This is a genomic window from Calothrix rhizosoleniae SC01 (assembly GCF_900185595.1).
Taxonomy (GTDB): Bacteria; Cyanobacteriota; Cyanobacteriia; order Cyanobacteriales; family Nostocaceae; genus Calothrix_A; species Calothrix_A rhizosoleniae.
Genome location: NZ_FYBH01000064.1, coordinates 1 through 21,064 on the forward strand (window position 1 = coordinate 1; position 21,064 = coordinate 21,064).

Here is a 21,064-nt window from a genome sequence, read left to right on the forward strand (position 1 = left end):
ATATTTATATAGATTTTAGTTTAGCTATACCTTCATTAAGTTGTGCTGGAATGTTATCTGTAGTCAAGCAATTAATAGAGTTAGCACCTACTAGTAAATTGATGTACGCTTCCGATGCTCATATGATTCCTGATTTGTATTATTTAGGTGCATTCAGGGGGCGAAAAATTTTAGGTCAAGTATTAGATGATGCTGTGCAAGATGGGGATTTAATTGTTAAGGAAGCTGAGTCAATAGCTATAGCAATTTTAAGGGAGAATGCTCGCCAGCTTTATCATTTATAGCGCTACGGGCAAGTAATAAGTAATAAGTAATATCCTGTCCGCCTGATTACTTCCGCCTAATTACTTATGATATTGCCATCCATGCAAAAATCACCCAAACTCTTTTCTCTCTGCCCCCTGCTCCCTGCTCCCTGCTCCCTGCTCCCTGCCCCCTGCCTTATCCAAACGACAATTTTTTACGCCTACCTACTTATAAGTTCACTTTGCTGGTATTCTGAAAGCGGCAACAGGATGACAAAAAATCGGCAAAGTAAATGGAAATGCCTACAACCAGAGTACCCCGTTGGTTTGTCCGCAGAGACATTGATGGCTTATTTGGGCTGGTACTGGATAACTTTATTCAAATTTTATTGATTGTCAATTTATGCCAAGGAGTGCTGGGCTTTTCTGCCACCTTAGTTTATGGGCGCATTTTACCAGGACTTGCTTTAAGTTTGATTGTCGGTAACTTTTATTATGCAAGGCTAGCTAAAGAACAAGGTAAACGGGAACAACGGGATGATATAACTGCTTTGCCCTATGGAATTAACACCGTCAGTCTGTTTGCCTATATTTTTCTGGTGATGTTGCCTGTCAAATTAGCGGCACTTTCTGGTGGGGCATCTGGAGAACAAGCTGCTGAATTAGCTTGGCAAGCAGGATTGGTAGCTTGCTTTGGTTCCGGTTTGATAGAATTTGCTGGAGCTTGGTTAGGAGAGCCACTGCGCCGCCTCGCCCCACGTGCTGCACTACTTTCCACTTTGAGTGGGATTGCCATCACTTTTATTGCCATTGGTTTTCTATTTCGTACCTTTGCCAGTCCCGTAGTTGGCTTAGTACCCCTTGGTGTGATTCTGCTGACTTATTTTGGGCGAGTGCGATTTGCCATACCTGGTGGATTGTTGTCCGTTATCTTAGGAATTGCCCTGGCTTGGGGAACAGGTTTAGTCGCCTGGGAGCCAGCTAAGTTTGCCGCTACCCTACAACCAATTGGGTTTTATTTCCCAGGATTGTGGCTGGGAAAATTATGGGATAGTCGTTTAGTTTTGGTGGACTATTTCAGTATCATTCTACCAATGGGGTTATTTAATCTTGTGGGCAGTCTGCAAAATTTAGAAAGTGCAGCTGCTGCTGGTGATGATTATCCTGCTGCTCCCTGTCTAGCAGTAAATGGTATGGGTACATTAGTTGCTGCTATTTGTGGTTCCTGTTTTCCAACTACTATTTATATTGGTCATCCTGGTTGGAAAGCTTTGGGAGCAAGAGTTGGTTACTCTATCCTCAATGGTATCATTATGGCTTTACTTTGCCTAACTGGAACTGTGGCAATACTGGCTTATTGTGTACCGATTGAAGCCGGGATGGCAATTGTGTTGTGGATTGGGATTGTGATTGTTGCTCAAAGCTTTACTGCTACACCATCCCACCATGCACCGGCTGTGGTTGTTGGTTTATTGCCGGGGATTGCTGGTTGGGGTGCTTTAATTGCGAAAAATGCTTTGCGGGCAGCAGGTTTGGGGACTCCAGAAAATCCTTTGACACCAGCTTTAATAGAGAAGTTTAAGTTGAGTGATACTTTTATTGATGGGGCTTTTGCCCTTGAGCAAGGGTTTATTTTTTCTGCCATGATTTTAGCTGGCATCACAGTTTATATCATTGAACGCAAGTTTCGCCAAGCTGCCTATTGGTCTGCGATCGCAGCTATAATTTCCTGGGTTGGGTTGATGCATAGTTATCGTTGGACTATTGCAGATACGGTTGTCAATTTAGGCTGGGGAACTGGTGCACCTTGGGCTGTTGGCTATATTTTGCTGGCAATTCTCTTCTTCTATGTCGATTGGCAAGAAAGACGTAATAAGTAATAAATAATAAGTAATAACTCCCGGTTCGCCCATTTGAAATCGAGTTAGGAAAAATGCAGAACGAAATAATCAGGGTTTTAGCGTTTGATTTAGATTGCAAGCGCAAGGGAGCATATTAATTTTGCCTCCAAATGCCACCAACAAAAAACCTGATTGACCAGAAGAAGCAGGGGGTAAAGGTGCTCTTTGCATTGAGGAATGACGTTTTTCCTCTGCTGTGGAGCGTAGCAAAACAAAATTTCAAGCCCCTATATTTATATATGGGGTTTCTCCCCTGCTCCCTGCTCCCTGCTCCCTGCTCCCCTATCTATCTGTCCTTAAAAATTCCACATCACAGGATTCTTATCCAAATTATCAGTAACCATGCGTCCAATGTGATCTATTTCTTGTAATTCATCTGTAGATAGTTGCACAGATGCAGCTTGAGCATTCGCCACAGCTTGTTCACGATAACGAGCACCAGCAATTGCATTTGTTTGGGGTTGAGCAATTAACCAGGCTAAGGCTAACTGAGCTAAGGTGCAGTTATGATTGGCTGCAATTGGGCGTAATTTAACTAAAGCAGCTTGGGCATTCTCCATATTTTTTCCTTGGAACAAACGATTACTAGCTCGGTTATCATCGGTGGCAAATTGATGTCCAGGAGCGAATTTTCCGGTCAGTAATCCTTGGGCCAAAGAAGAATATGCAAGAATAGAGATATTATGTTCAATACAATATGGTACGGCATCCTGTTCTACATACCGCCAAAACAGAGAATAGGGGGGCTGTAAACTATCAATCCGTCCATACTGAGCGGCTGATTCTAATTGAGCCCGAGAAAAGTTAGAAACACCAATTGCTCTAATCTTTCCCTGCTGTTTGAGTTGATTGAGAGCCTTCATTGTCTCCTCAATGGGTACAATTTCACTATTAAAAGCACCAGCAGGCCAATGAATTTGGTATAAATCAATGTAGTCTGTATTCAGGTTTTTCAGAGAGCGATCGCAAGCCTCAATAACTTGCTCATATTTAAGATGATTAGGAAACACTTTTGTTGCATATTCTACGCGATCGCGTATATCAGATACAGCCTGGGCAACTATTCTTTCTGAATGCCCATTACCATAAACCTCAGCCGTATCAATGGTGGTAATTCCAGCCTCAACCGCAGCTCTAATGGTTTTAATTGAGTCATTATCATCAATACCTGGCCATCCCCTTTTACCAGCTTGCCAAGTACCCATTAATATGGGGGTGATTTGTACATCAGATTTACCCAGAGTTCGTTTTTTCATGATTACCCCTTTGGTTGCATCCCTAATCTGGAAGTGATTACACTTCTCAATTATCAGCTATCAGTTATTAATATCACCTAACTCTGGTCAATCCTTTAGTAATAAATAATATAGCTCACCTTTATTAACGATAGCACCAGCGCGATCGCCTGCTTGTTTGCCTACACCGATATAGTAATCAGCTCTACCAGGAGTTTTGATTGCACCTCCTGTATCTTGGTCGAGAACGTAACGACTCACAAGACGCTGTTCAATTTTACCTTGATTAATAAAAGGAAAAGGGGCGCGAATTATGGCTAATGCACCGGGAGGCATTAAGGATTTATCTGTAGCAATTGACCTTTCTGGGGTAACTGGGACACTGAGACTACCGCTTGCAGGATCATTTTTGGTATCTTTAAAGAAAATAAAACGAGGGTTTCTGGGTAAGTAAATATTTTGGCTTTGGGGATTTTCTTTAAAGTAATTGAGAACTTTTTCTAGAGTGATTCCTTTTTCTGATAATTTTCCATCTTTAATTAATTCTTTCCCTAAACTGATATAATCGTGGTCAGTATTTCCTGTATAACCAATTGTAGTAGTAGTTCCATCAGGAAATTTCAAAACAGCAGAACCTTGGACTTGAGCAATAAAAGCATCCATCCGGGATTTTAACCAAAATAATTCTAAGCCTTTGAGTTTACTTTTATCAGCCTGTAATGCGTCTTCACCTTCCAATTCTAAACGGGTGGGATGGGGTTTTTCCCAATTTGTAAAATCGTTGGGTAGTCGGTAGATGGGATAGGGATATTCCTCTGTTGCTTGGCGGCTTGCTGGGTAAATTGGTTTGTAGTAACCTGTGAATAAAATAGTACCCTGATTATCAGAACCAATAGATTTATAAAATACAAATTCTTGGTTAACCTTGGCTTGTAATTCTTGAGCATTTTGGGAATTGGTAACTAATTCCCGAAATCTCTTCAGGCTTTTTTCTACTTTTTCTCGCGTGATTTCGGGAATAATATATTTTTGATAAGCTGCTTTTGCCTCTGGTGTTTGCAGATAGCTTAAACTATAGTCAATTGCTCTGAGTAAATTCTGTTTATCTCCAGTTTCACCCCAAATTTGATTGTCGAGAAAATAGTTCTCAGGCTGTGGTAATGAGGTTTGTAATGATAAAGGTTTTGCGGGTGGTGATGTTTGATTTTTTTGATTTACTTGTTGCTGATTATTACAACCTAGTAGGGGTAAACAGCAAAGAGAAGTTGTCAGGATTAGCTTTGCTAATTTATTTGTCAGGTGATGTTTATATTGCATTATATGAGTTGTGAACAAAGGGAACGAGCAATATCTAAAATAATATGTCATTGCGACATAAGGAAGCGATCACAACACCCCCAACTACAAACAAATGCCATTGCTCACATTATCTTTATCTCAGCGACAATTAAGTCATAGCTCAAAATAGCTATAATTGTAGTCAAAAATAGCTTATCCTCTAGGCAATTAAACTATATATGCTATCTACTGAGTTAGTGGAACAGTTACGCAAACTTAATCGCGTAGATAAACTTGAGGTTATTCAACTTTTGGCTGCCGAGTTAGCAAATGAAGAAAATAATCTGATAAAATCTGGTGTATCCTATCCAGTTTGGTCTCCCTATGACGCGGTAGGGGCTGCCAATATCATGTTAGAGGCTTTGAATGCTGAAACTTCCTTAAATCATGAGTAACCCAGGGAGATATTCTTTTGTTTCAAGCGATAGCAGTTTGGGGGAAGCAAGCTTTAAGCCATTTTTGCCACTGACGTTAAATTATAGGGAAAAATCACAGGAAGTTATTGGGCTTCTGGATACGGGAGCGATGGTAAACGTTCTTCCCTATCAAATTGGAGCTGAATTAGGAGCAGTTTGGGAAGAATAAACAACAGTGCTTCAATTATCTGGTAACTTAGCTCAGTTTGAAGCACGAGTGTTAATTTTATCTGGGACTGTTGGGCAATTTCCGAGTGTTAGATTGGTATTTGCTTGGACGCAGGCTACTCAGATTCCGCTCTTGTTGGGACAAGCAAACTTTTTTATGGAATTTGATGTTTGTTTTTATCGATCTCAAAAGATATTTGAAGTGACTCCAAAAAAATCATCATAATGAGAATATAGAAAAATACTAGACTAAAAGTAGGTGTAATTATGGAAGCTCTTTTTTGGACTATAGAGGAAGTCGCCCAAAGAGCCAAACAATTTTACGAACATGGGATTCGCCAACAAGTTGAGCATGGTGATAATATTGGTAAGATGATTGTGATTGATGCTGAAACTGGCGAATATGGAATTGATAAAACTGGTGTAGAATCAGCATTAAGGCTAAAGCAGAAGAGTCCCAACGCTAGATTATTTACCATGCGAATTGGTTATGATGTTGCTGTCAGCTTTGGTCATGCTCCCATGGTGCGTACAGTTGAATGATTTAATGAATCACAATTAAGCTATCGTACACCAAACCCCACAACCGTCATTGCGACGTAAGGAAGCAATCCCAATCTCTCCGAACCACTAAGGGTAATTAATTTATAGCTAAAAATAGCTATAATTATAGTCAGAAATAGATATAATTGTAAGCCCAAAGGACGCATATTGAATATGAAATGGCGAGTAGTTCTCGAACCCGATCCAGAAACAGGAGAATGGGCTGTTTGGTGTCCTGAACTACCTGGTTGTACCTCCGCAGGAGATACCGAAGAAGAAGCTTTAGAAAATATCCGCGAAGCAATTCAACTATATCTTGAAGCTGATTCAATTCAAATCGCACCGGGTGCAATGTTTCGTGAGGTTACAGTTGGATGACTCGTATCAGACGGATGGGTGCAGATGAGGTGGAAAGAATTTTACAAAGTTACGGGTTTGAATTGATTTCTCAAAAAGGTAGTCATCGCAAATGGCGAAATGATGATCGCCAACTGCAAGTAATTGTACCGTATCACAAAGGTCGTGATTTACCAATTGGAACTTTGCGTAATATTATGATCAGTGCTGATATTCCCGAATTTGAGTGGAAAACTGATTAGTTGTATTCCAAGAACTGCCGATTTTACAAATGCGATCGCAATATCCCCAACACTACAGAAATATTTGCTGTGTTACAACCGAATCACATTTTCTCTTAGAATCATATTACTATCGTTGGTCTAGCTTAATAGTATTCAATTGAGGTATGATTCAAAGTTACATCAAACTCCTATAATTTTGTGTTGACCGAACCCCATATTCTTGAATCATTAAGTCGAGCCTATATTCGAGCAATCGCAGGTAAAGCTGGCTTAAATCTTTCTATCCGCGAATACGATTATGGAGTAGACGGTAACTTTGATGAAATTACTATTCGCAAAAATCGACGAGTCGAGTCTGGCTTTTCCCTAAGTTTCCAATTAAAAGCTTCAACCCAATGGCAACGAGATGATAATACAGTTATTTATGATTTAGAAGCCAAAACCTACAATGATTTAGTCATTCGACGTAATTTCAGGATGGCTGTACCTTGTATCCTCATTCTGTTTACTTTACCTGCGGATTCATCCCAGTGGTTGATATATGATGAGGATGAAATGCGTCTGCGTGGTAGTTGTTACTGGGAATATATAAGTGGTAAACCAACAACCAATCGGCAAAGTGTTAGGATTAAGATACCTCGACAGCAACGCCTAACTCCAGAATCGTTGTTAGATTTAATAGAGAAGGTAAAAACAGGAGATTGGTGATGACGAAACAAATTCTCCCAGAGGAATTACAAATCCATACTCTCAAAATAAACGATGTTGTCACCTATCTCCACGAAAACGGTTGGCAAATAGTAAACCATCCCAACCCGCGTTTATTAGTATTTCAAGGTGCTGCTGATGACGCAGGAAATCCCATCCAGATTGTATTACCCAGTCAAAACACTTTTGAAGATAGCTATCGCTTATTAACAAAAGCAGTAAATCTGCTAGCGGTAATTGCAGATAAATCTCCGCCAGAAATGATTGATTTAGTTACCCAAGCAGGTTCAACAGTAGATTTTTAAACAAATAACCATGCACCCTATATTAAAAGTTGATATTTCCGAATTAAGTATATCCGAACGCATACAACTAGCTGAAGATTTATGGGATAGTATTCTGGTTGAATGTGATACTTCAGAATTTCCCTTAAGTGAAAGTCAAAAACAAGAATTAGATAGACGTTTAGAATTACATCGTCAAAATCCACAGCAGGGTTCAACTTGGGAGGATGTGAAGCAGCGATTGGGTTTTGATAAATGAGTTATCAGTTAATTCTTAGTCCAGAAGTTCCCTATGGTTGAAGACCAGTTTCTATAAATATAAATACTGACAACATACGTCTTATATATTACGTACAATAATTAAATACAGAGGATACAAACAACATATTTACGTAGTATTTACATCATAATGCGAAAAATATATGTTTATTGCCAAGAAAATACTGGATTATTTACATTTGTTATCCCCATTGAGTAACTTGAATGTGGGGAAGTAATTGATGGGGAGCTGAACCCCACAAACATCACCCCAAAAACCACCTTGTCAAACTCCCCAACCAAGAATCATCCCCACCTTTTTGCTGTTGTGCGCGTAAATTTTCCAGGTTTTCCCGATAAGTCACCGTATGGGGATGATTTGCACCTAAAACCCGTTCTCCAATTTCCAATGCTTGGATGTAAAGGGGTTGTGCTTGTTCGTACTTTCCTTGGCAGGAGTAGAGATAAGCTAAATTGTTTAAGCTGATTGCATATAGGGGATTGTTTGCACCCAAAACCCGTTCTCCAATTTCCAATGCTTGGATGTAAAGGGGTTGTGCTTGTTCGTACTTTCCTTGGGAGCGGTAAAATTCTGCTAAATTGCTCAAGCTGGTTGCAGTGGAGGAATGATTTTCTCCCAGTAGCTGTTTTCTTAACTCCAATGCTTGGATGAAAAGGGGTTGTGCTTGTTCGCACTTTCCTTGGCAGGAGTAGAGATTTGCTAAATTGTTCAAGCTGGTTGCATAGTCACGATGATTTTCTCCCAGTAGCTGTTTTCTTAACTCCAATGCTTGGATGAAAAGGGGTTGTGCTTGTTCGTACTTTCCTTGGTAGAAGTAGACATTAGCTAAATTGTTCAAGCTGGTTGCATAGTCACGATGATTTTCTCCCAAGCGTAATTTTATTGTAGATACGCATTGCTGACACCAAGGTTCTGCTAATGCATATAAACCCTGTGCTTCATAAAATTCACCTAAAACAATAAAAGCCCAAGGTAAATTTTCCTTACTGACTACATCGGTGAGATTTCCAGCGATTTCTGTTAAATGGGGAATAGCTTTTTTAACTGAGTTGATAAATTCTAAAGTTGGTGACTCTGGAATTGATTGAGCAATTTCCATAAAAACGCTAACAAAGGCTTGTTTGAACTCATTAACTGCTGCAAACTCTTCTAACTTTTCTTGTAAAAACTTGCGAATTAGAGGATGGAGTTGATAGTAATATGTATCTGATTCTTCAGAATAACTAACCAAGTGCCGTTGATAAAGTTGTTCTAGGGCTGTGTTAGCTTTATCCTGCTCCCAATTCAGAGAATTAACTATAGATTCTACCCATTCCCAAGCAAAAATATTTTCTGTAAATAGGCTTAAGATAGCAGCGATTTTCTGGGTTTGTTCGTCCAGTTCCAAGTAACTTAACTCAAATGCTGTTTTAACACTTCCCCCAAAGACTCATTACTTACAAGTTGCATTTGTCCATTGTCATCCTCCAACACCAAACCATCATCCCCTTCACCATGACCGCAAAAGTGAACAACATTCGGCTTGTGGTACAATAATTCCCGACGCAAATCATCAACCCGCACCGCCCATTTACTGATGATTTCCACCTCTTCTCGATTCGTGGCTTGTTTGTGGGAATTTTCGATTTCTCGCACCTCTTCATCCAAGCGCAGCTGATTTGTATTTGTGGGGTTAGCTGCTAAAATCAGGATTTTTTTCATTGCGCTATTTATTTCTGAACCCAGGTTTGGTAGCAGATACATTTAATCTCTGTATTATTCCAGAAAAATCAGAACTTCTGACTATCAATACATAAAATAGAACCTCACCCCAATTCACCAAAATCGTGATACATGTAGGGGCACAATGCTTGCGCCCCAATCCCTAATTTATACCCTACTCAGCACCCTCAATTGGTGCAAAACCCTGACGCTGAATATTCTCCGTCACTGTACGCGGTTCCAGAAATTGCAACAGGTAATCGGGCCCCCCTGCTTTAGAACCAACCCCCGACAACTTAAACCCACCGAAGGGTTGCCTTGATACAATCGCCCCCGTAGTTGTCCGGTTAATGTACAAATTCCCCACTTCAAACTCTTCTTGTGCTTGCTGAATGTGGGAAGGAGTACGGGAGAAAAGTCCCCCAGTTAAGGCGTAATTCGTCCCATTAGCCACTTCCAAGGCTTCTTGGAAGTCCTTCACCTTAATTACCGCCACCACAGGGCCAAAAATCTCTTCTTGGGCAATTGTACTATTGGGGGATACATCGGTAAAGATAACAGGGCCAACAAAATACCCATGTTCCGGTGCAGACATCTCCAAAGCTAACTTTGCTTCCGCCTTACCCTTGTCAATATATTCCCGGATGCGGGATTGTGCCTTACTATCAACTACAGGCCCCACTTGAGTACCGGGTAACTCCGCTTCCCCAATATTCAGGGATTTTGTCGCTTCCACAAATCTTTGCACAAAGGCATCATACACAGGTTCCAGCACAATCACCCGCGAACAAGCAGAGCATTTTTGTCCACTGTAACCAAACCCTGACTGTACCACCCCGGCAACAGCTTGGTCTAAATCAGCACTTTCATCAATGATAATGCCATTCTTACCACCCATCTCAGCAATCACCCGCTTCATATGCTTTTGACCCGGTTGCAACACCGCCGCCTCAGCATAAATCCGACAACCAACTTCCTGGGAGCCAGTAAAAGCAATTACATGGGTTTCCGGATGATTCACCATATAAGCACCAACCTGAGAACCCTTACCAGGTACGTATTGAAATACACCCTTAGGTATACCTGCATCCACCAAAATTTCCCCAATCTTGGCCGCAATTACCGCAGATGGTTCCGCAGGCTTCAACAGAGCACAATTCCCTGTCACCAAAGCCGCTACAGTCATCCCCGTGGCGATCGCTAATGGAAAATTCCAGGGAGAAATCACCACAGCAATGCCGCGAGGTCGATAAATATATCTATTTATTTCTCCAGTAATGTCGTAAATAATACCTTCATCTAACCGTTCCATCTGATCAGCATAATAGTGGCAGAAATCGATCGCTTCCGACACCTCCCCATCAGCTTCCCGCACCGGCTTACCGACTTCCAACACCATCCAGGCACATAACTCAGCGCGGCGAGATTCCATCAACTCCCCTGCCTTCCTTAATATACCAGCCCGTTCCTTAACCGGAGTCTTCCGCCAACTAGGAAAAGCCGCCTTAGCAGCCTGCATAGCCTCTTCAGCTTGTTCCACACTCAAGAGCCCAATTTTACCAACTACCTCAGTAAAATTAGAGGGATTCACTGAATCTACCACATCCTCAGTTTGCACATACTCCCCATTCACCAGAGGCAAGTATTTCTTACCCAACAAACTTTTGACCCTTAACAAAGCCTCCTCAAATTCCCTTCTTTTTGCCTCCTCAGCAAAATCCGTATCTGCAACACCGATGAAGGAGTGGGGGAGTGAAGGAGTGGGAGAGTGGGGGAGGTTCTCTACGTTAGATAATTCCTCTGGTGGCGCTAAAAGTTCTTCAACGGGACGATTCTCCAAATTTTGCCTTAAAAAGGAACTATTCGCCGTATTCTCCAATAAACGCCGAATTAGATAGGCCATCCCCGGCAACAAATCACCATAGGGACAATAAACCCTTACCCGATAATCCTTATCAGCCAAAGCCTTAGCTAACTTATCCCCCATCCCGTAGAGTACCTGCATTTCAAAACAACGCCGAGGAACATTCAAAGCCTCAGCAATTGCGATCGCTCTTGCTTGGGATCTCACATTATGGCTACCAATAGCAGCATACACATATTGGTGATTTTCTAGCAATAATTGAGTAATGTTTTCAAAATTGGCATCCGTAGCCTGCTTGTGATCATAAACTGGTTGGGGCCAGTGCTTTTGTTGGGCTTTAATAGTTTCTTGATCCCAATAAGCTCCCTTCACCAAACGAATTGTCACCGGATAACCCCGTTGTTTAGCCCAGGTAATCAAGTCTCTGGCATCTTGTTCACTATCCCGCAGATATGCTTGAATAGTCATCCCAATATCAGTGCGGCTGCGAAACTCTTCCTCCATTAAGAGCTTCTTCAAAATCTCAAAAGTAATATCCTTGTAAATATATTGTTCCATATCAAAGTGAACAGCCACACCCAACTCCTGGGCGCGACGAAGCAAAGTACGGATACGGGAACTGACTCTTGCTTCACTACCTTGAGCATCCAATGGATCAAACTGGGAATAAAAGGCTGTTAACTTCACAGAAACCTGGACTTTTGCTAACCCTTCACCATCAGCTTCATCAATTTGGGGAACATGCTTCCATTTCTTGGCTGCTGATCCCAATTGTTCCATTAAATTCAGATACTTTTCTAAATAAGATTGGGCTTCTGTTTCCGTTATTACCGCCTCACCTAGTAAATCTACGGTAAAAGTCATTTTATCTTGCCGCAGTTTTTCCAGAGTTTTCAATATTTGTTTAATATTTTCACCGGCAATATACTTGTGGGCTAGGGTTTCCGTAGCCGTAGAAACTGTGGTAGCTGCTACTTGTCCCGGCATGGAATCGGGATTGGCAAAATTCAACAAACTTTTGAGTGCTGCTGGTAACTCTACAGACTCATTTCCCAAGTATTCCTGGAGATGTGCGGCAATTTCCGGTTTACTTTGCAAGGCAGGGAGAGTATCAATAAAGCGAAATAACTGTACCCTTAATCCTGGATTGCTCATCGCCCATGCTAGCAATTTATCATCCCAGCGCATTTGTTCCCGCAAAACAGAGAAGAGATTTCCCGTGTCCTGGGTTGCAGAGAGAATTTCCCTAGCTATTTCTTGAGTTCTCGTTTCGTATGTATTTTTTTCAATAGGTAAAATCACTTATAACAGGCTCCTAGCTAAATGTCAGGCTTTCCTTACATAGCCCCTCTCTTCTATTTTCGCTTGTAGATTTAGAGACCACCACTATTAAGGTGTAAGAATATTTAACTATTTGTAAAGTTGACGATAATTTATTATTAAGAAAAATGCTGAAACTCCCGTGCTTTTAAGTCAGGGATGAGGGGTTCCCAGACTCAAGGTAGCTGAATAGCAAGGGGTTTTTGAGGATAATAATACCAACTGGAAAAATGATTACAACAGATGAAAGTTTGAAAAGCTTAGGTATTAACTCTTTTACAATCCAAAATCGTTCAACTGAAGGCTGACGACAAAGTCTAAAATCAAAAATCACAAATGGTATAACCCACATTATCTCAACATTTAGAGGTAAAATTTACCAAGAGTAATCCTGCGAAATAATGTGCAATGACTATTGATCATTCTCAAGACTTTTCTCAAAATACTGCTCCTGTAATGCCCAAAGTAACATTGCCAACGATGTTTCGCTTGGGTTTGTTTAATATGGGTTTAGGGTTAATGGCAGTTCTCACCCTAGCAGTCCTCAACCGAGTTATGATTAAGGAATTGGCGATTCCCGCCTCAATTACTGCGGGGATTTTAGCCATGTCCCAAATTATTGCCCCGGCTAAAGTTTGGATTGGTCAATTATCAGATGCAAAACCCCTGTTTAAATTACATCGTACTGGCTATGTTCGACTAGGAACAATTTTCTTCGGTATCATAATTTTTGTGGCGGTGCAAATTGTCTGGCAACTAGGATATTTAGTTCGTGATGGGAACGGTTGGGTTTGGTCATTTGCGACTATTAGTCTCACAATTACTTTAGGCTTATTTTTACTCTTATATGGGTTAGCAGTAAGTACTAGTTCTACCCCTTTTACTGCTTTATTAGTTGATATCTCTGATGATGACAATCGTTCTAAAATTGTCTCAGTTAGTTGGTCAATGTTAATGGTAGGAATTATTCTGGGAGGTATTACTGGTAAGGTTGTCCTGGATAAAATACAGCCAAGCAGTCAGAATATCGTCTCAAATGTATTAAGTTCAGATTTTATTAATAAAATTCCGATCGCGGTTTTACAAAAACCAATTAATTTACTATTTATCATAGTTCCTATAATTGTGTTTGGCTTAGTTTTAATTGCCACTTGGGGAGTTGAAAAGAAATATTCTCGTTATGAGACTCGGTCTGTATTTGCCAATCAATCAGAAAATATTACTATTCGTCAAGCTTTAAAAGTACTCACAGCTAGTCGGCAAACAGGAATATTTTTTCTCTTTGTGACGGTTGTAAATATTAGCTTATTTATGCAAGAAGCTGTTTTAGAACCCTATGGTGGTGAAGTTTTTCGCATGTCGATTGGTGAAACGACATTACTTAATTCTTATTGGGGAATTGGTATTTTGATTGGTTATGGTATTACAGGATTTCAAATAATTCCGAAAATCGGTAAAAAAGCCACATCCAGATTAGGTTGTGTGTTAGTGGCAATTTGTTTTATTTTGATTATTTTGGCAGGATTTACTCAACAACAAATAGTACTAAAATCAAGTCTGATTCTATTTGGGTTTGCTACTGGTGTGACCACCATTAGTGCCATTAGTCTGATGTTAGACTTGACAGCAGCAGAAACAGCAGGAACATTTATTGGTACCTGGGGACTTGCTCAAGCCTTTTCCCGTGCTTTAGCTACCTTTAGTGGTGGACTAGTCCTAGATTTAGGCAAGTCATTGTTCAATTTGCCTGTTTTAGCTTATGGTTTGGTGTTTGGGATACAAGCAATTGGGATGATTCTCTCCATTAGTATTCTCAAGCATGTGAATGTAGCAGAGTTTAAAAATAACACCAAAGCAGCGATCGCACAGGTAATGGAAGGAGATTTGGATGGGTGAGTGCCCCCTCTAAGGAAGAGGCAGGGGGCAGGGAGCAGGGAGCAGGGGGAGAAAGAGTTTGAGTGATTTTTGCATGAATGGCAATATCATAAGTAATCAGGCGGACATGATATCATCACCAAAAAAAGCACTTATGTCTATACTTCACCAAAATAGGGAGTAGGGAGTAGGGAGTAGAGAGTAGGGTAAGAGGAAAAATACCCTACTCCAGGATGGTTTGGAGCGCGAAGCGCGAAGCGTCTCCTGAAAGGAGATAGCGTGTCCGGTAGGACATAGCCCCCGGATTTATCCGTGGAAAGTTAAGAAAATTTGGGTGGAGAGGCGAGCTTGCGGTGACAGACAAAACGTCAACATTAAATCCCTTACTTTTAAGTATGGGGCATCCCTACTCCCTACTCCCTACTCCCTCTTCCCCTCCTTCCCTCTTCCCCTCTTTCCCTCTTTCCCCCTGCTCCCTACTCCCTACTCCCTACTCCCTACTCCCTCGTTAAATCACTTCTACAAATACGCCACTGCGGGCAAACTCCTCCTCCTCCGGGGTAAAATAGGGAGTTTGATCGACAATTTCCGGGTCAAAGCAGTAAGTTTCCTGAAGAAATTGTCCGGCGATCGCAGCAGTTTCCAATTCTTTGATATATTCTTCGGCTAGGATGCACGCATCCCTAATGCCTGACTGATCATTGTTCTCCAACAGCTTGTGCAGTGTTGCTCTTACCCCAGCCAGCCGTGATGCTGGTTTGAGAATCCCATAGAGGCGGTATAATCGATCAACTGAGATGGTAAGGTGTTTGAGTGCTTTACTTCGTGCCAATTCGGAGTCCAGACTGGGCCAGTAGCGGGTAGTATAAAAAGCTTTCTCGTCCTTGTGATACCATTCCTCAGAGCGAGCAATGGATGAAGAAACGGTGTTGTGTAATTTCCAAAAAAATAAGCGCAAGGCGGGGCCATCAACCACTGTAGACAGCTTGGCTTCCATCGATACCTCAAAGTTGTTGAGTTGTGGATCCCGTCCCAGCAAAAGATACTCCACCGGGTACATATCTACCTCTTTGTTCTGCACCACATACATATTCAGGTGGTGGCGACAATAAGGGCAGGGGTACATTGTGGCAAAAAGTTTAAAAAAGTCTTTAAAGACTACTAACAGAGCTTTTTGCACCGCCTCTGGCTTGGTACAAACAATTTCTGCCGTGGTGTGGAAGAATCGCCACACAGCAGGGCCAATGTAATAGGGGAAACTGACGCGCATTTGGGCATCTTTCACGTCACTCCGAGCCAAATAGACATCAATGAATGCTACATACTGAGATAATGCTCCTGACTCGCGCCCAAACTCTTGGCGTTCGCGCCGTTTTTGCACGCCATTGAGGTAGTGATGTGTCAAACGCCATGCCTGCTTGATGGCGAGCTGTTGTTTGAGATTACATTGAGAAAAGTTTTGTAGCACATCCGCTCCATAGCGGTCAAATTTTCCAGATTCTTTGGTATCTTCATACCACTGAGCCAAAGCTGCTTCGTCAGGTACAGTGTTGCTGGGGATATCTGCGCTAGTATTGACACTAAAGGCAGCTAGCAGCTTGGGCATAAAATCTTCATACCAATAAGCCACTGGCATCATTGCACCGGATATTTCTTCTGAACTATCCGATAGGATGACGCGATGCCATCGCTGGAGATAATCTTTGGTATCGCCTACTGATTTAGGGGGGGATGGGGCTAGCTCTGCATTCAGTTCCATCTGTCTGAGGCGGTTGAGTTCGTTGATGGCAAGTACACCCCCAGCAATATCTCGAAAGCTGAATTGCTTTTTTTTCAAAGTAATCGCAAACTCAACCCCTGCTGCAAACTTATCTTTGACGGAGGTTGATTTGCGGCGGGCTTCTTGCATTGCTTGCTCTTCAGCCAGCATCTGGGGTGTTTTGGTGATGGTGTTCCAGTTCTGAATGCGATGTTGGAGTCGGGCATACTCGCTTTCGATAGATTCAACAACTGCATCTAGTAAAGGGTGACAAGCTGTTTCTACAACATCTAAGCCCTTATACAATGCGATCGCTCTCTGGACAAACTCTACAAAATCGGTAATTTTGTAGGGTAGATTTTTCACCCGCAGGTGGGTTTCGTGGTTAGCGGAGAAACTTTCACGGAAGCAACGATAGGCGGCTCCTTGAATTAGTCGGAATAAACCAATCTGCATTTGCAGACGGGAGGTAGCCCGTTCTTTCTGTTCTTGTGGGTGTTGGGCAAGTAATTCTTTGAGTCGTGCTACTTCTGGATTGTCGTTCTTGATTTCCTTTGCAGGAGATGTGGTACTTGATATGGTGGATGCAATATCTGAGGTGATAGTGGGTGGATTATTTGCCGGGGAACTAGTCGGGGAACTAGTAAAAGAAACGGGTGAATCTTTATAGCCGGTGGTGATTTCTGATTCTTCTGGAACCAGTTTCATGAACTCTTGAAAGTCAATTGAGGCATCACCATCATGATCGACCTCTTTAATCATCTGATCAAGTTCTTCATCCGTCAGTCCAAACTGACTCATGACGTTGTGTAACTCGCTTGTGGTAATCTGACCGCTACCGTCTTCATCAAACACGCTGAATGCTAACTTGAGTCGGCTTTGGCGATCGCCTTGGACTGACACCATCAGGATTTTAAATTCCTCAAAATCAATACTGCCTGATAAATCAATGTCCACTTCTTTGATCATATCCCGCAGTTCAGTCTCACTAGGACTTTGCCCCAGCGATCGCATCACTTCCCCCAATTCATGTCTGGAAATGGCACCGCTACCGTCAACATCAAATACTTGAAATGCTTCCCACAGCTTTGTAATCTCTTCTTCCGTCATCAACTTTTTTTCTAGTTTTCCAGTTGTCATCAACTTATCTTCCTGATTTTTAAGTAAGGTAAAAACATGAAAATGCTTTCATTTTTTCATTCAGCAAGCAACTGATACCAATTCTCCAAAATAAAGCTACACATGGGCAGTAGGGGGCAGGGAGCAGGGAGTAGGGAATAGGGAGTAGGAGGTAGGGAGCAGGGAGCAGGGAACAGGGAGCAGGGGGAGAATTATCTGTAGCCAGGATTTAGAGAAATGGTATTATAAAAATTCTCATCAAAATAAATGAAAAGACGTTGAATGCAACGCCTTCGGGATTTTTACCCTGGATCACAACAACTTATCCGGTGTAATTGGTAGATTGCGGATACGTTTACCTGTGCCATGATAAACAGCATTAGCGATCGCGGCTGAGACTCCTGTAATCCCAATCTCACCCACTCCACGTACCCCTGCTGGGTTAAATTTATAGTCGGGTTCACCCACAAATGTCACCTGAATCCGAGGGATGTCTGCATGGCTAGGAAAATGATAGCTAGCCAAATCATAAACTACGGGATAGCCAATATTAGGGTCAAAATGGCACTCTTCCATCAAAGCTTGCCCAATACCCATAATTACAGCACCCCGTATTTGAGAGGCTGCGGTTTTAGCATTCATGACTCGCCCAATATTCATGACTGATACCCAGCGTTCAATCCGCAAACGGGCAATTTCTTCATCAATACTGACTTCACAAAAATGTGCACCCCAAGATTGAAATGTCCATTTTTTTCCTCCGTCCCCAGGAGCTGAAGAGGCTGTAGCTTCAAAGGCAGGTTTTCCAGATTGATGCAGATTATCCAAGGCTGACTGAATAGTATTGGCTTGAGCAGTTTTCAGAAGTTCTTTACAAGCAGCCATAACTGCTGGTACTAAGGTTGCTGTCATCTGGGAACCACCAGCCATACCACCATTGGGGAGCAAGGAATCTCCCAATTCCACCCGTATCTTTTCTGCAGGTAGCCCTAATACCTCTGCTGCTGTACCCGCAACAATGGTGTATGCACCAGTACCCATATCATTTCCACTGGTGAGGAGCTGGACAGTACCATCTGCTAATAGCCTTGCTGTAACTGACGCTGCACCCTGTAAAGCTGGGAAATTGGATGCTGCCATACCCCAACCAATGAGTTTCCCATCACGGGTAACAGAACGCACCTGCTTTGGTCTATCTTGCCAGCCAAATTGTTCTACACCCACCCGCAAGCATTCGGCAAAACCCTTAGCTGAGAAAGGTAAACCATTTTGCTGATGTTCCTTGGTTTCATTCCTTAACCGCAATTCCACTGGGTCGATTTTTAACTCCCATGCCAGTTCATCCATTGCAGATTCCAAAGCCCACAACCCTGGATTTTCTCCTGGAGCCCGCATAAATGTGGGAGTGCCAACATTCATTACCCCTAATTCCTGATCCAAGTGCAGATTTGGGGCAGCATACATTGTTGGTGTCACACCCGTACAAGGTTCAGTAAAATCCTCAACTGGGGAAGTAAAAGATTTAGCTGTGTGGTCTATGACAATTAAGCTACCATCAGCATTTGCTCCCAAATTAATCATCTGCTTAGTCTCCGAACGATGTCCGGCGTTTGCCGTCAGTTGCCGCCGACTGAGGACGACTTTCAAGGGAAGTTGTAACTGACGAGCTGCTGATGCACAAAGAATGGCGTGGGGCCAAGGAAAGGCTTTAGAACCAAAACCCCCACCCAGAAATGGTGTAATAATTCGTACTTTCTCCGGAGGAAGTTGAAATAGCTCGGCATAGGTACGCTGGCTACCAATTACCCATTGGGATGGTTCGTAAACCGTCAAGGTATCTGTATCTTGCCAGTGGGCAATGATGGCATGGGGTTCCATCTGTGCATGGAGTTCGGTGGAAGTTGTGTATGTAGCTGCAACCTTGACTGCTGCATCTGCCATACCCTGAGTAACATCTCCCTTCTCAAACTTCATCTCTTGCCCAAATAGGGATAAAGCCTTTTTATAGGCAACTTTACTCGGGTCTAAAGCTGGCTCTTGGGTGACATATTCTATCTGCACTAAATGGGCTGCATGACGTGCCCGTTCCAAGGTATCAGCGACTACTAAACCAACAATTTGTCCGGCGTAATAAATTTGGTCATCAGATAGCGGTAGCCTCGCCTCGTAGATTTTCGAGGCCATAAAGTCATTGGCTGGTTTAGATACCGGTGGAGGATTTTTATGGGTGAAAACCCCAATGACTCCTGGTGCTTTTTCTGCCTCTTGAGTATCAATACTTTTAATTTTTCCACAGGCAATGGTAGCAGTCACCAAATAACCATGAACCAAACCAGGGATTTGGTGTTCAGCAGCATAGGTTGCTTGTCCCGTAACCTTTGCCCGTCCATCCTTGCGGTTAATACTAGTACCAGTTACTTGATTCATACTACCCCTCCTCCTTGGGCAGAAACCGTGAGTGCGCGGCGAATTGCCCGCTTTGCCAGTTCGACTTTATAACCATTGTGAGTTAAGGGATTAGCTCCCTGCAAAGCAATTTCTGCTGCTTCGGTAAATGTTTCCCTATTGGCAGACTTGCCAATTAAAAACTCCTCTGCTGCTGTGGCTCGCCAGGGCTTGTGGGCAACCCCGCCCATTGCCAAACGTACAGATTGGATTGTATTGCTTTGGGATTCCCCTAGCAAATTTATTGCCGCAGCCACGGAAATTAAAGCAAAGGAATAGGAAGCGCGATCGCGTAATTTCAAATAAACCCCAGATTTTCCCCAGGATAATGGAGGCAGAATTACCGCCGTAATTAACTCTCCTGGTGCTAAATTGGTGTCTTTTTCCGGTGTATTTTCTGGTAGACGGTGAAACTCGGTAAATGGTATTTGTCTTTGTCCTTGGGGACTTGCCACTTCCACCACTGCATCTAAAGCAGCTAGAGCAACACACATATCTGAAGGATGAACTGCTACACATTCCTCGCTAGCTCCCAGAATCGCATGGTTGCGGTTAACTCCTGTGACTGCGGGGCAACCCGTTCCTGATATCCTTTTATTACAGGGAAAAGCAGTATCGTAATAATAAGGACAACGGGTACGTTGGAGCAGATTTCCGCCAACAGTAGCCATGTTGCGAATTTGCTGAGATGCGCCAGAGAGAATTGCCCTAGCTAACATGGGATAATTATGGCGAATATGACTATTATCCGCCACTGCCGTATTACTGACTAAAGCTCCCAAACGGAGACTACCATCAGCCATCAGTTCAATATCTTGCATCTGCAACCGAGAAATATCAATCAGTTGGGATGGCTGATCTAAGAATACTTTCAGACGGTCTACTACATTCGTTCCACCGGCAATAAACATAGAATTTTGGTCAGAGACTGCCTGAGTTGTGGCATCTGACAAAGAAGTGGCGCGACTATAGGTAAAGTTTTCCATAATACTTTATTTCTCCCCAGATTCACTGACCATTATTGTTGCCGCCGGAGAGGGAGTTTTTTGTCCAGCTACTTGCTGTACTGCTGCTACAATCCCATTGTAGGCACTGCATCGGCAGAGATTTCCACTCAATCGTTCCTTGATTTCCGCCTCGGAGATTTCAGCTAGTTGTGGGGGAGTATGTAAATCAGCTGTCACCGCACTGATGCAACCCCGTTTAACTTCCTCTACCAGAGCCACAGATGCGCAAATTTGTCCTGGAGTACAATAACCGCATTGCAAGCCATCATTATTAA

General features: G+C 42.5%; 18 protein-coding genes and 2 pseudogenes. 11 read left to right on the top strand and 9 right to left on the bottom strand.

Annotation, left to right across the window (positions count from 1 at the left end; translation table 11 throughout):
- Both CALSC_RS26235 and CALSC_RS03770 read left to right on the top strand, forming a co-directional pair.
- A pseudogene (locus CALSC_RS26235) lies at positions 1-284 on the top strand (amidohydrolase family protein); the annotation flags it as partial.
- A 254-nt stretch (positions 285-538) separates the two neighbouring features.
- A complete protein-coding gene (locus tag CALSC_RS03770) occupies positions 539-2,125 on the top strand; it encodes a permease (protein ID WP_088240081.1) in 1,587 nt (528 codons plus the stop codon).
- A 317-nt stretch (positions 2,126-2,442) separates the two neighbouring features.
- Here CALSC_RS03770 and CALSC_RS03775 read toward each other — a convergent pair whose 3' ends face one another.
- Positions 2,443-3,402 carry an aldo/keto reductase gene (locus CALSC_RS03775; protein WP_088240082.1) on the bottom strand — a complete coding sequence of 320 codons (960 nt, stop codon included), beginning with the start codon at positions 3,400-3,402 and terminating at the stop codon, positions 2,443-2,445.
- Positions 3,403-3,489: 87 nt separating this feature from the next.
- Positions 3,490-4,698: a murein transglycosylase A gene (gene mltA / locus CALSC_RS03780; protein WP_088240083.1), complete on the bottom strand. Its 1,209-nt coding sequence runs from the start codon at positions 4,696-4,698 to the stop codon at positions 3,490-3,492.
- Positions 4,699-4,898: 200 nt separating this feature from the next.
- Here mltA and CALSC_RS03785 point away from each other — a divergent pair, with 200 nt between their 5' ends.
- From CALSC_RS03785 to CALSC_RS03820, 8 genes and pseudogenes are all read left to right on the top strand, one after another.
- A complete protein-coding gene (locus tag CALSC_RS03785; RefSeq protein ID WP_088240084.1) occupies positions 4,899-5,114 on the top strand; it encodes a hypothetical protein in 216 nt (71 codons plus the stop codon).
- A pseudogene (locus CALSC_RS03790) lies at positions 5,107-5,529 on the top strand (hypothetical protein). The gene CALSC_RS03785 and the pseudogene CALSC_RS03790 overlap by 8 nt, the downstream one beginning before the upstream one ends.
- Positions 5,530-5,570: 41 nt before the next feature.
- Positions 5,571-5,846, top strand: a complete 276-nt coding sequence (locus CALSC_RS03795; RefSeq protein WP_088240085.1) for a hypothetical protein — start codon at positions 5,571-5,573, stop codon at positions 5,844-5,846.
- 174 nt (positions 5,847-6,020) lie between these two features.
- Positions 6,021-6,224: a type II toxin-antitoxin system HicB family antitoxin gene (locus CALSC_RS03800; protein ID WP_088240086.1), complete on the top strand. Its 204-nt coding sequence runs from the start codon at positions 6,021-6,023 to the stop codon at positions 6,222-6,224.
- A complete protein-coding gene (locus CALSC_RS03805) occupies positions 6,221-6,445 on the top strand; it encodes a type II toxin-antitoxin system HicA family toxin (RefSeq protein ID WP_088240087.1) in 225 nt (74 codons plus the stop codon). Before CALSC_RS03800 ends, CALSC_RS03805 begins: the two co-directional genes overlap by 4 nt.
- A gap of 180 nt (positions 6,446-6,625) precedes the next feature.
- Positions 6,626-7,135: a DUF4365 domain-containing protein gene (locus CALSC_RS03810; RefSeq protein ID WP_088240088.1), complete on the top strand. Its 510-nt coding sequence runs from the start codon at positions 6,626-6,628 to the stop codon at positions 7,133-7,135.
- Positions 7,135-7,440, top strand: coding sequence for a hypothetical protein (locus tag CALSC_RS03815; protein ID WP_088240089.1), 306 nt, complete (start codon positions 7,135-7,137; stop codon positions 7,438-7,440). The genes CALSC_RS03810 and CALSC_RS03815 overlap by 1 nt, the downstream gene beginning before the upstream one ends.
- A 10-nt stretch (positions 7,441-7,450) precedes the next feature.
- The gene (locus CALSC_RS03820) at positions 7,451-7,678 is read left to right on the top strand and encodes an addiction module protein (RefSeq protein ID WP_088240090.1); all 228 of its coding nucleotides are present in this window, start codon (positions 7,451-7,453) and stop codon (positions 7,676-7,678) included.
- Between the two features lie 265 nt (positions 7,679-7,943).
- On the opposite strand, the gene CALSC_RS03825 is transcribed toward CALSC_RS03820, so the two are convergent.
- From CALSC_RS03825 to pruA, 3 genes are all read right to left on the bottom strand, one after another.
- Complete coding sequence (locus CALSC_RS03825; protein ID WP_088240091.1) at positions 7,944-9,086, bottom strand: tetratricopeptide repeat protein; 1,143 nt, start codon at positions 9,084-9,086, stop codon at positions 7,944-7,946.
- Positions 9,087-9,091: 5 nt separating this feature from the next.
- A complete protein-coding gene (locus CALSC_RS03830; protein ID WP_143288140.1) occupies positions 9,092-9,400 on the bottom strand; it encodes a CHAT domain-containing protein in 309 nt (102 codons plus the stop codon).
- A 175-nt stretch (positions 9,401-9,575) separates the two neighbouring features.
- Positions 9,576-12,566, bottom strand: coding sequence for an L-glutamate gamma-semialdehyde dehydrogenase (pruA, locus tag CALSC_RS03835; protein WP_088240093.1), 2,991 nt, complete (start codon positions 12,564-12,566; stop codon positions 9,576-9,578).
- A gap of 426 nt (positions 12,567-12,992) precedes the next feature.
- Between pruA and CALSC_RS03840 the strand changes: the two genes are divergently transcribed.
- Positions 12,993-14,480 (top strand): BCD family MFS transporter, encoded by a 1,488-nt coding sequence (locus CALSC_RS03840; RefSeq protein WP_088240094.1) that lies wholly within the window; start codon positions 12,993-12,995, stop codon positions 14,478-14,480.
- 487 nt (positions 14,481-14,967) lie between these two features.
- On the opposite strand, the gene CALSC_RS03845 is transcribed toward CALSC_RS03840, so the two are convergent.
- From CALSC_RS03845 to CALSC_RS03860, 4 genes are all read right to left on the bottom strand, one after another.
- Positions 14,968-17,358: an EF-hand domain-containing protein gene (locus CALSC_RS03845; protein WP_088240095.1), complete on the bottom strand. Its 2,391-nt coding sequence runs from the start codon at positions 17,356-17,358 to the stop codon at positions 14,968-14,970.
- 291 nt (positions 17,359-17,649) lie between these two features.
- Positions 17,650-19,764, bottom strand: a complete 2,115-nt coding sequence (locus CALSC_RS03850; protein WP_088240096.1) for a xanthine dehydrogenase family protein molybdopterin-binding subunit — start codon at positions 19,762-19,764, stop codon at positions 17,650-17,652.
- Positions 19,761-20,768 (bottom strand): FAD binding domain-containing protein, encoded by a 1,008-nt coding sequence (locus tag CALSC_RS03855; protein ID WP_088240097.1) that lies wholly within the window; start codon positions 20,766-20,768, stop codon positions 19,761-19,763. The genes CALSC_RS03850 and CALSC_RS03855 overlap by 4 nt, the downstream gene beginning before the upstream one ends.
- Positions 20,769-20,774: 6 nt before the next feature.
- Positions 20,775-21,064: 2Fe-2S iron-sulfur cluster-binding protein (locus CALSC_RS03860; RefSeq protein WP_235006671.1), on the bottom strand; the 290-nt coding region annotated here is incomplete at its 5' end.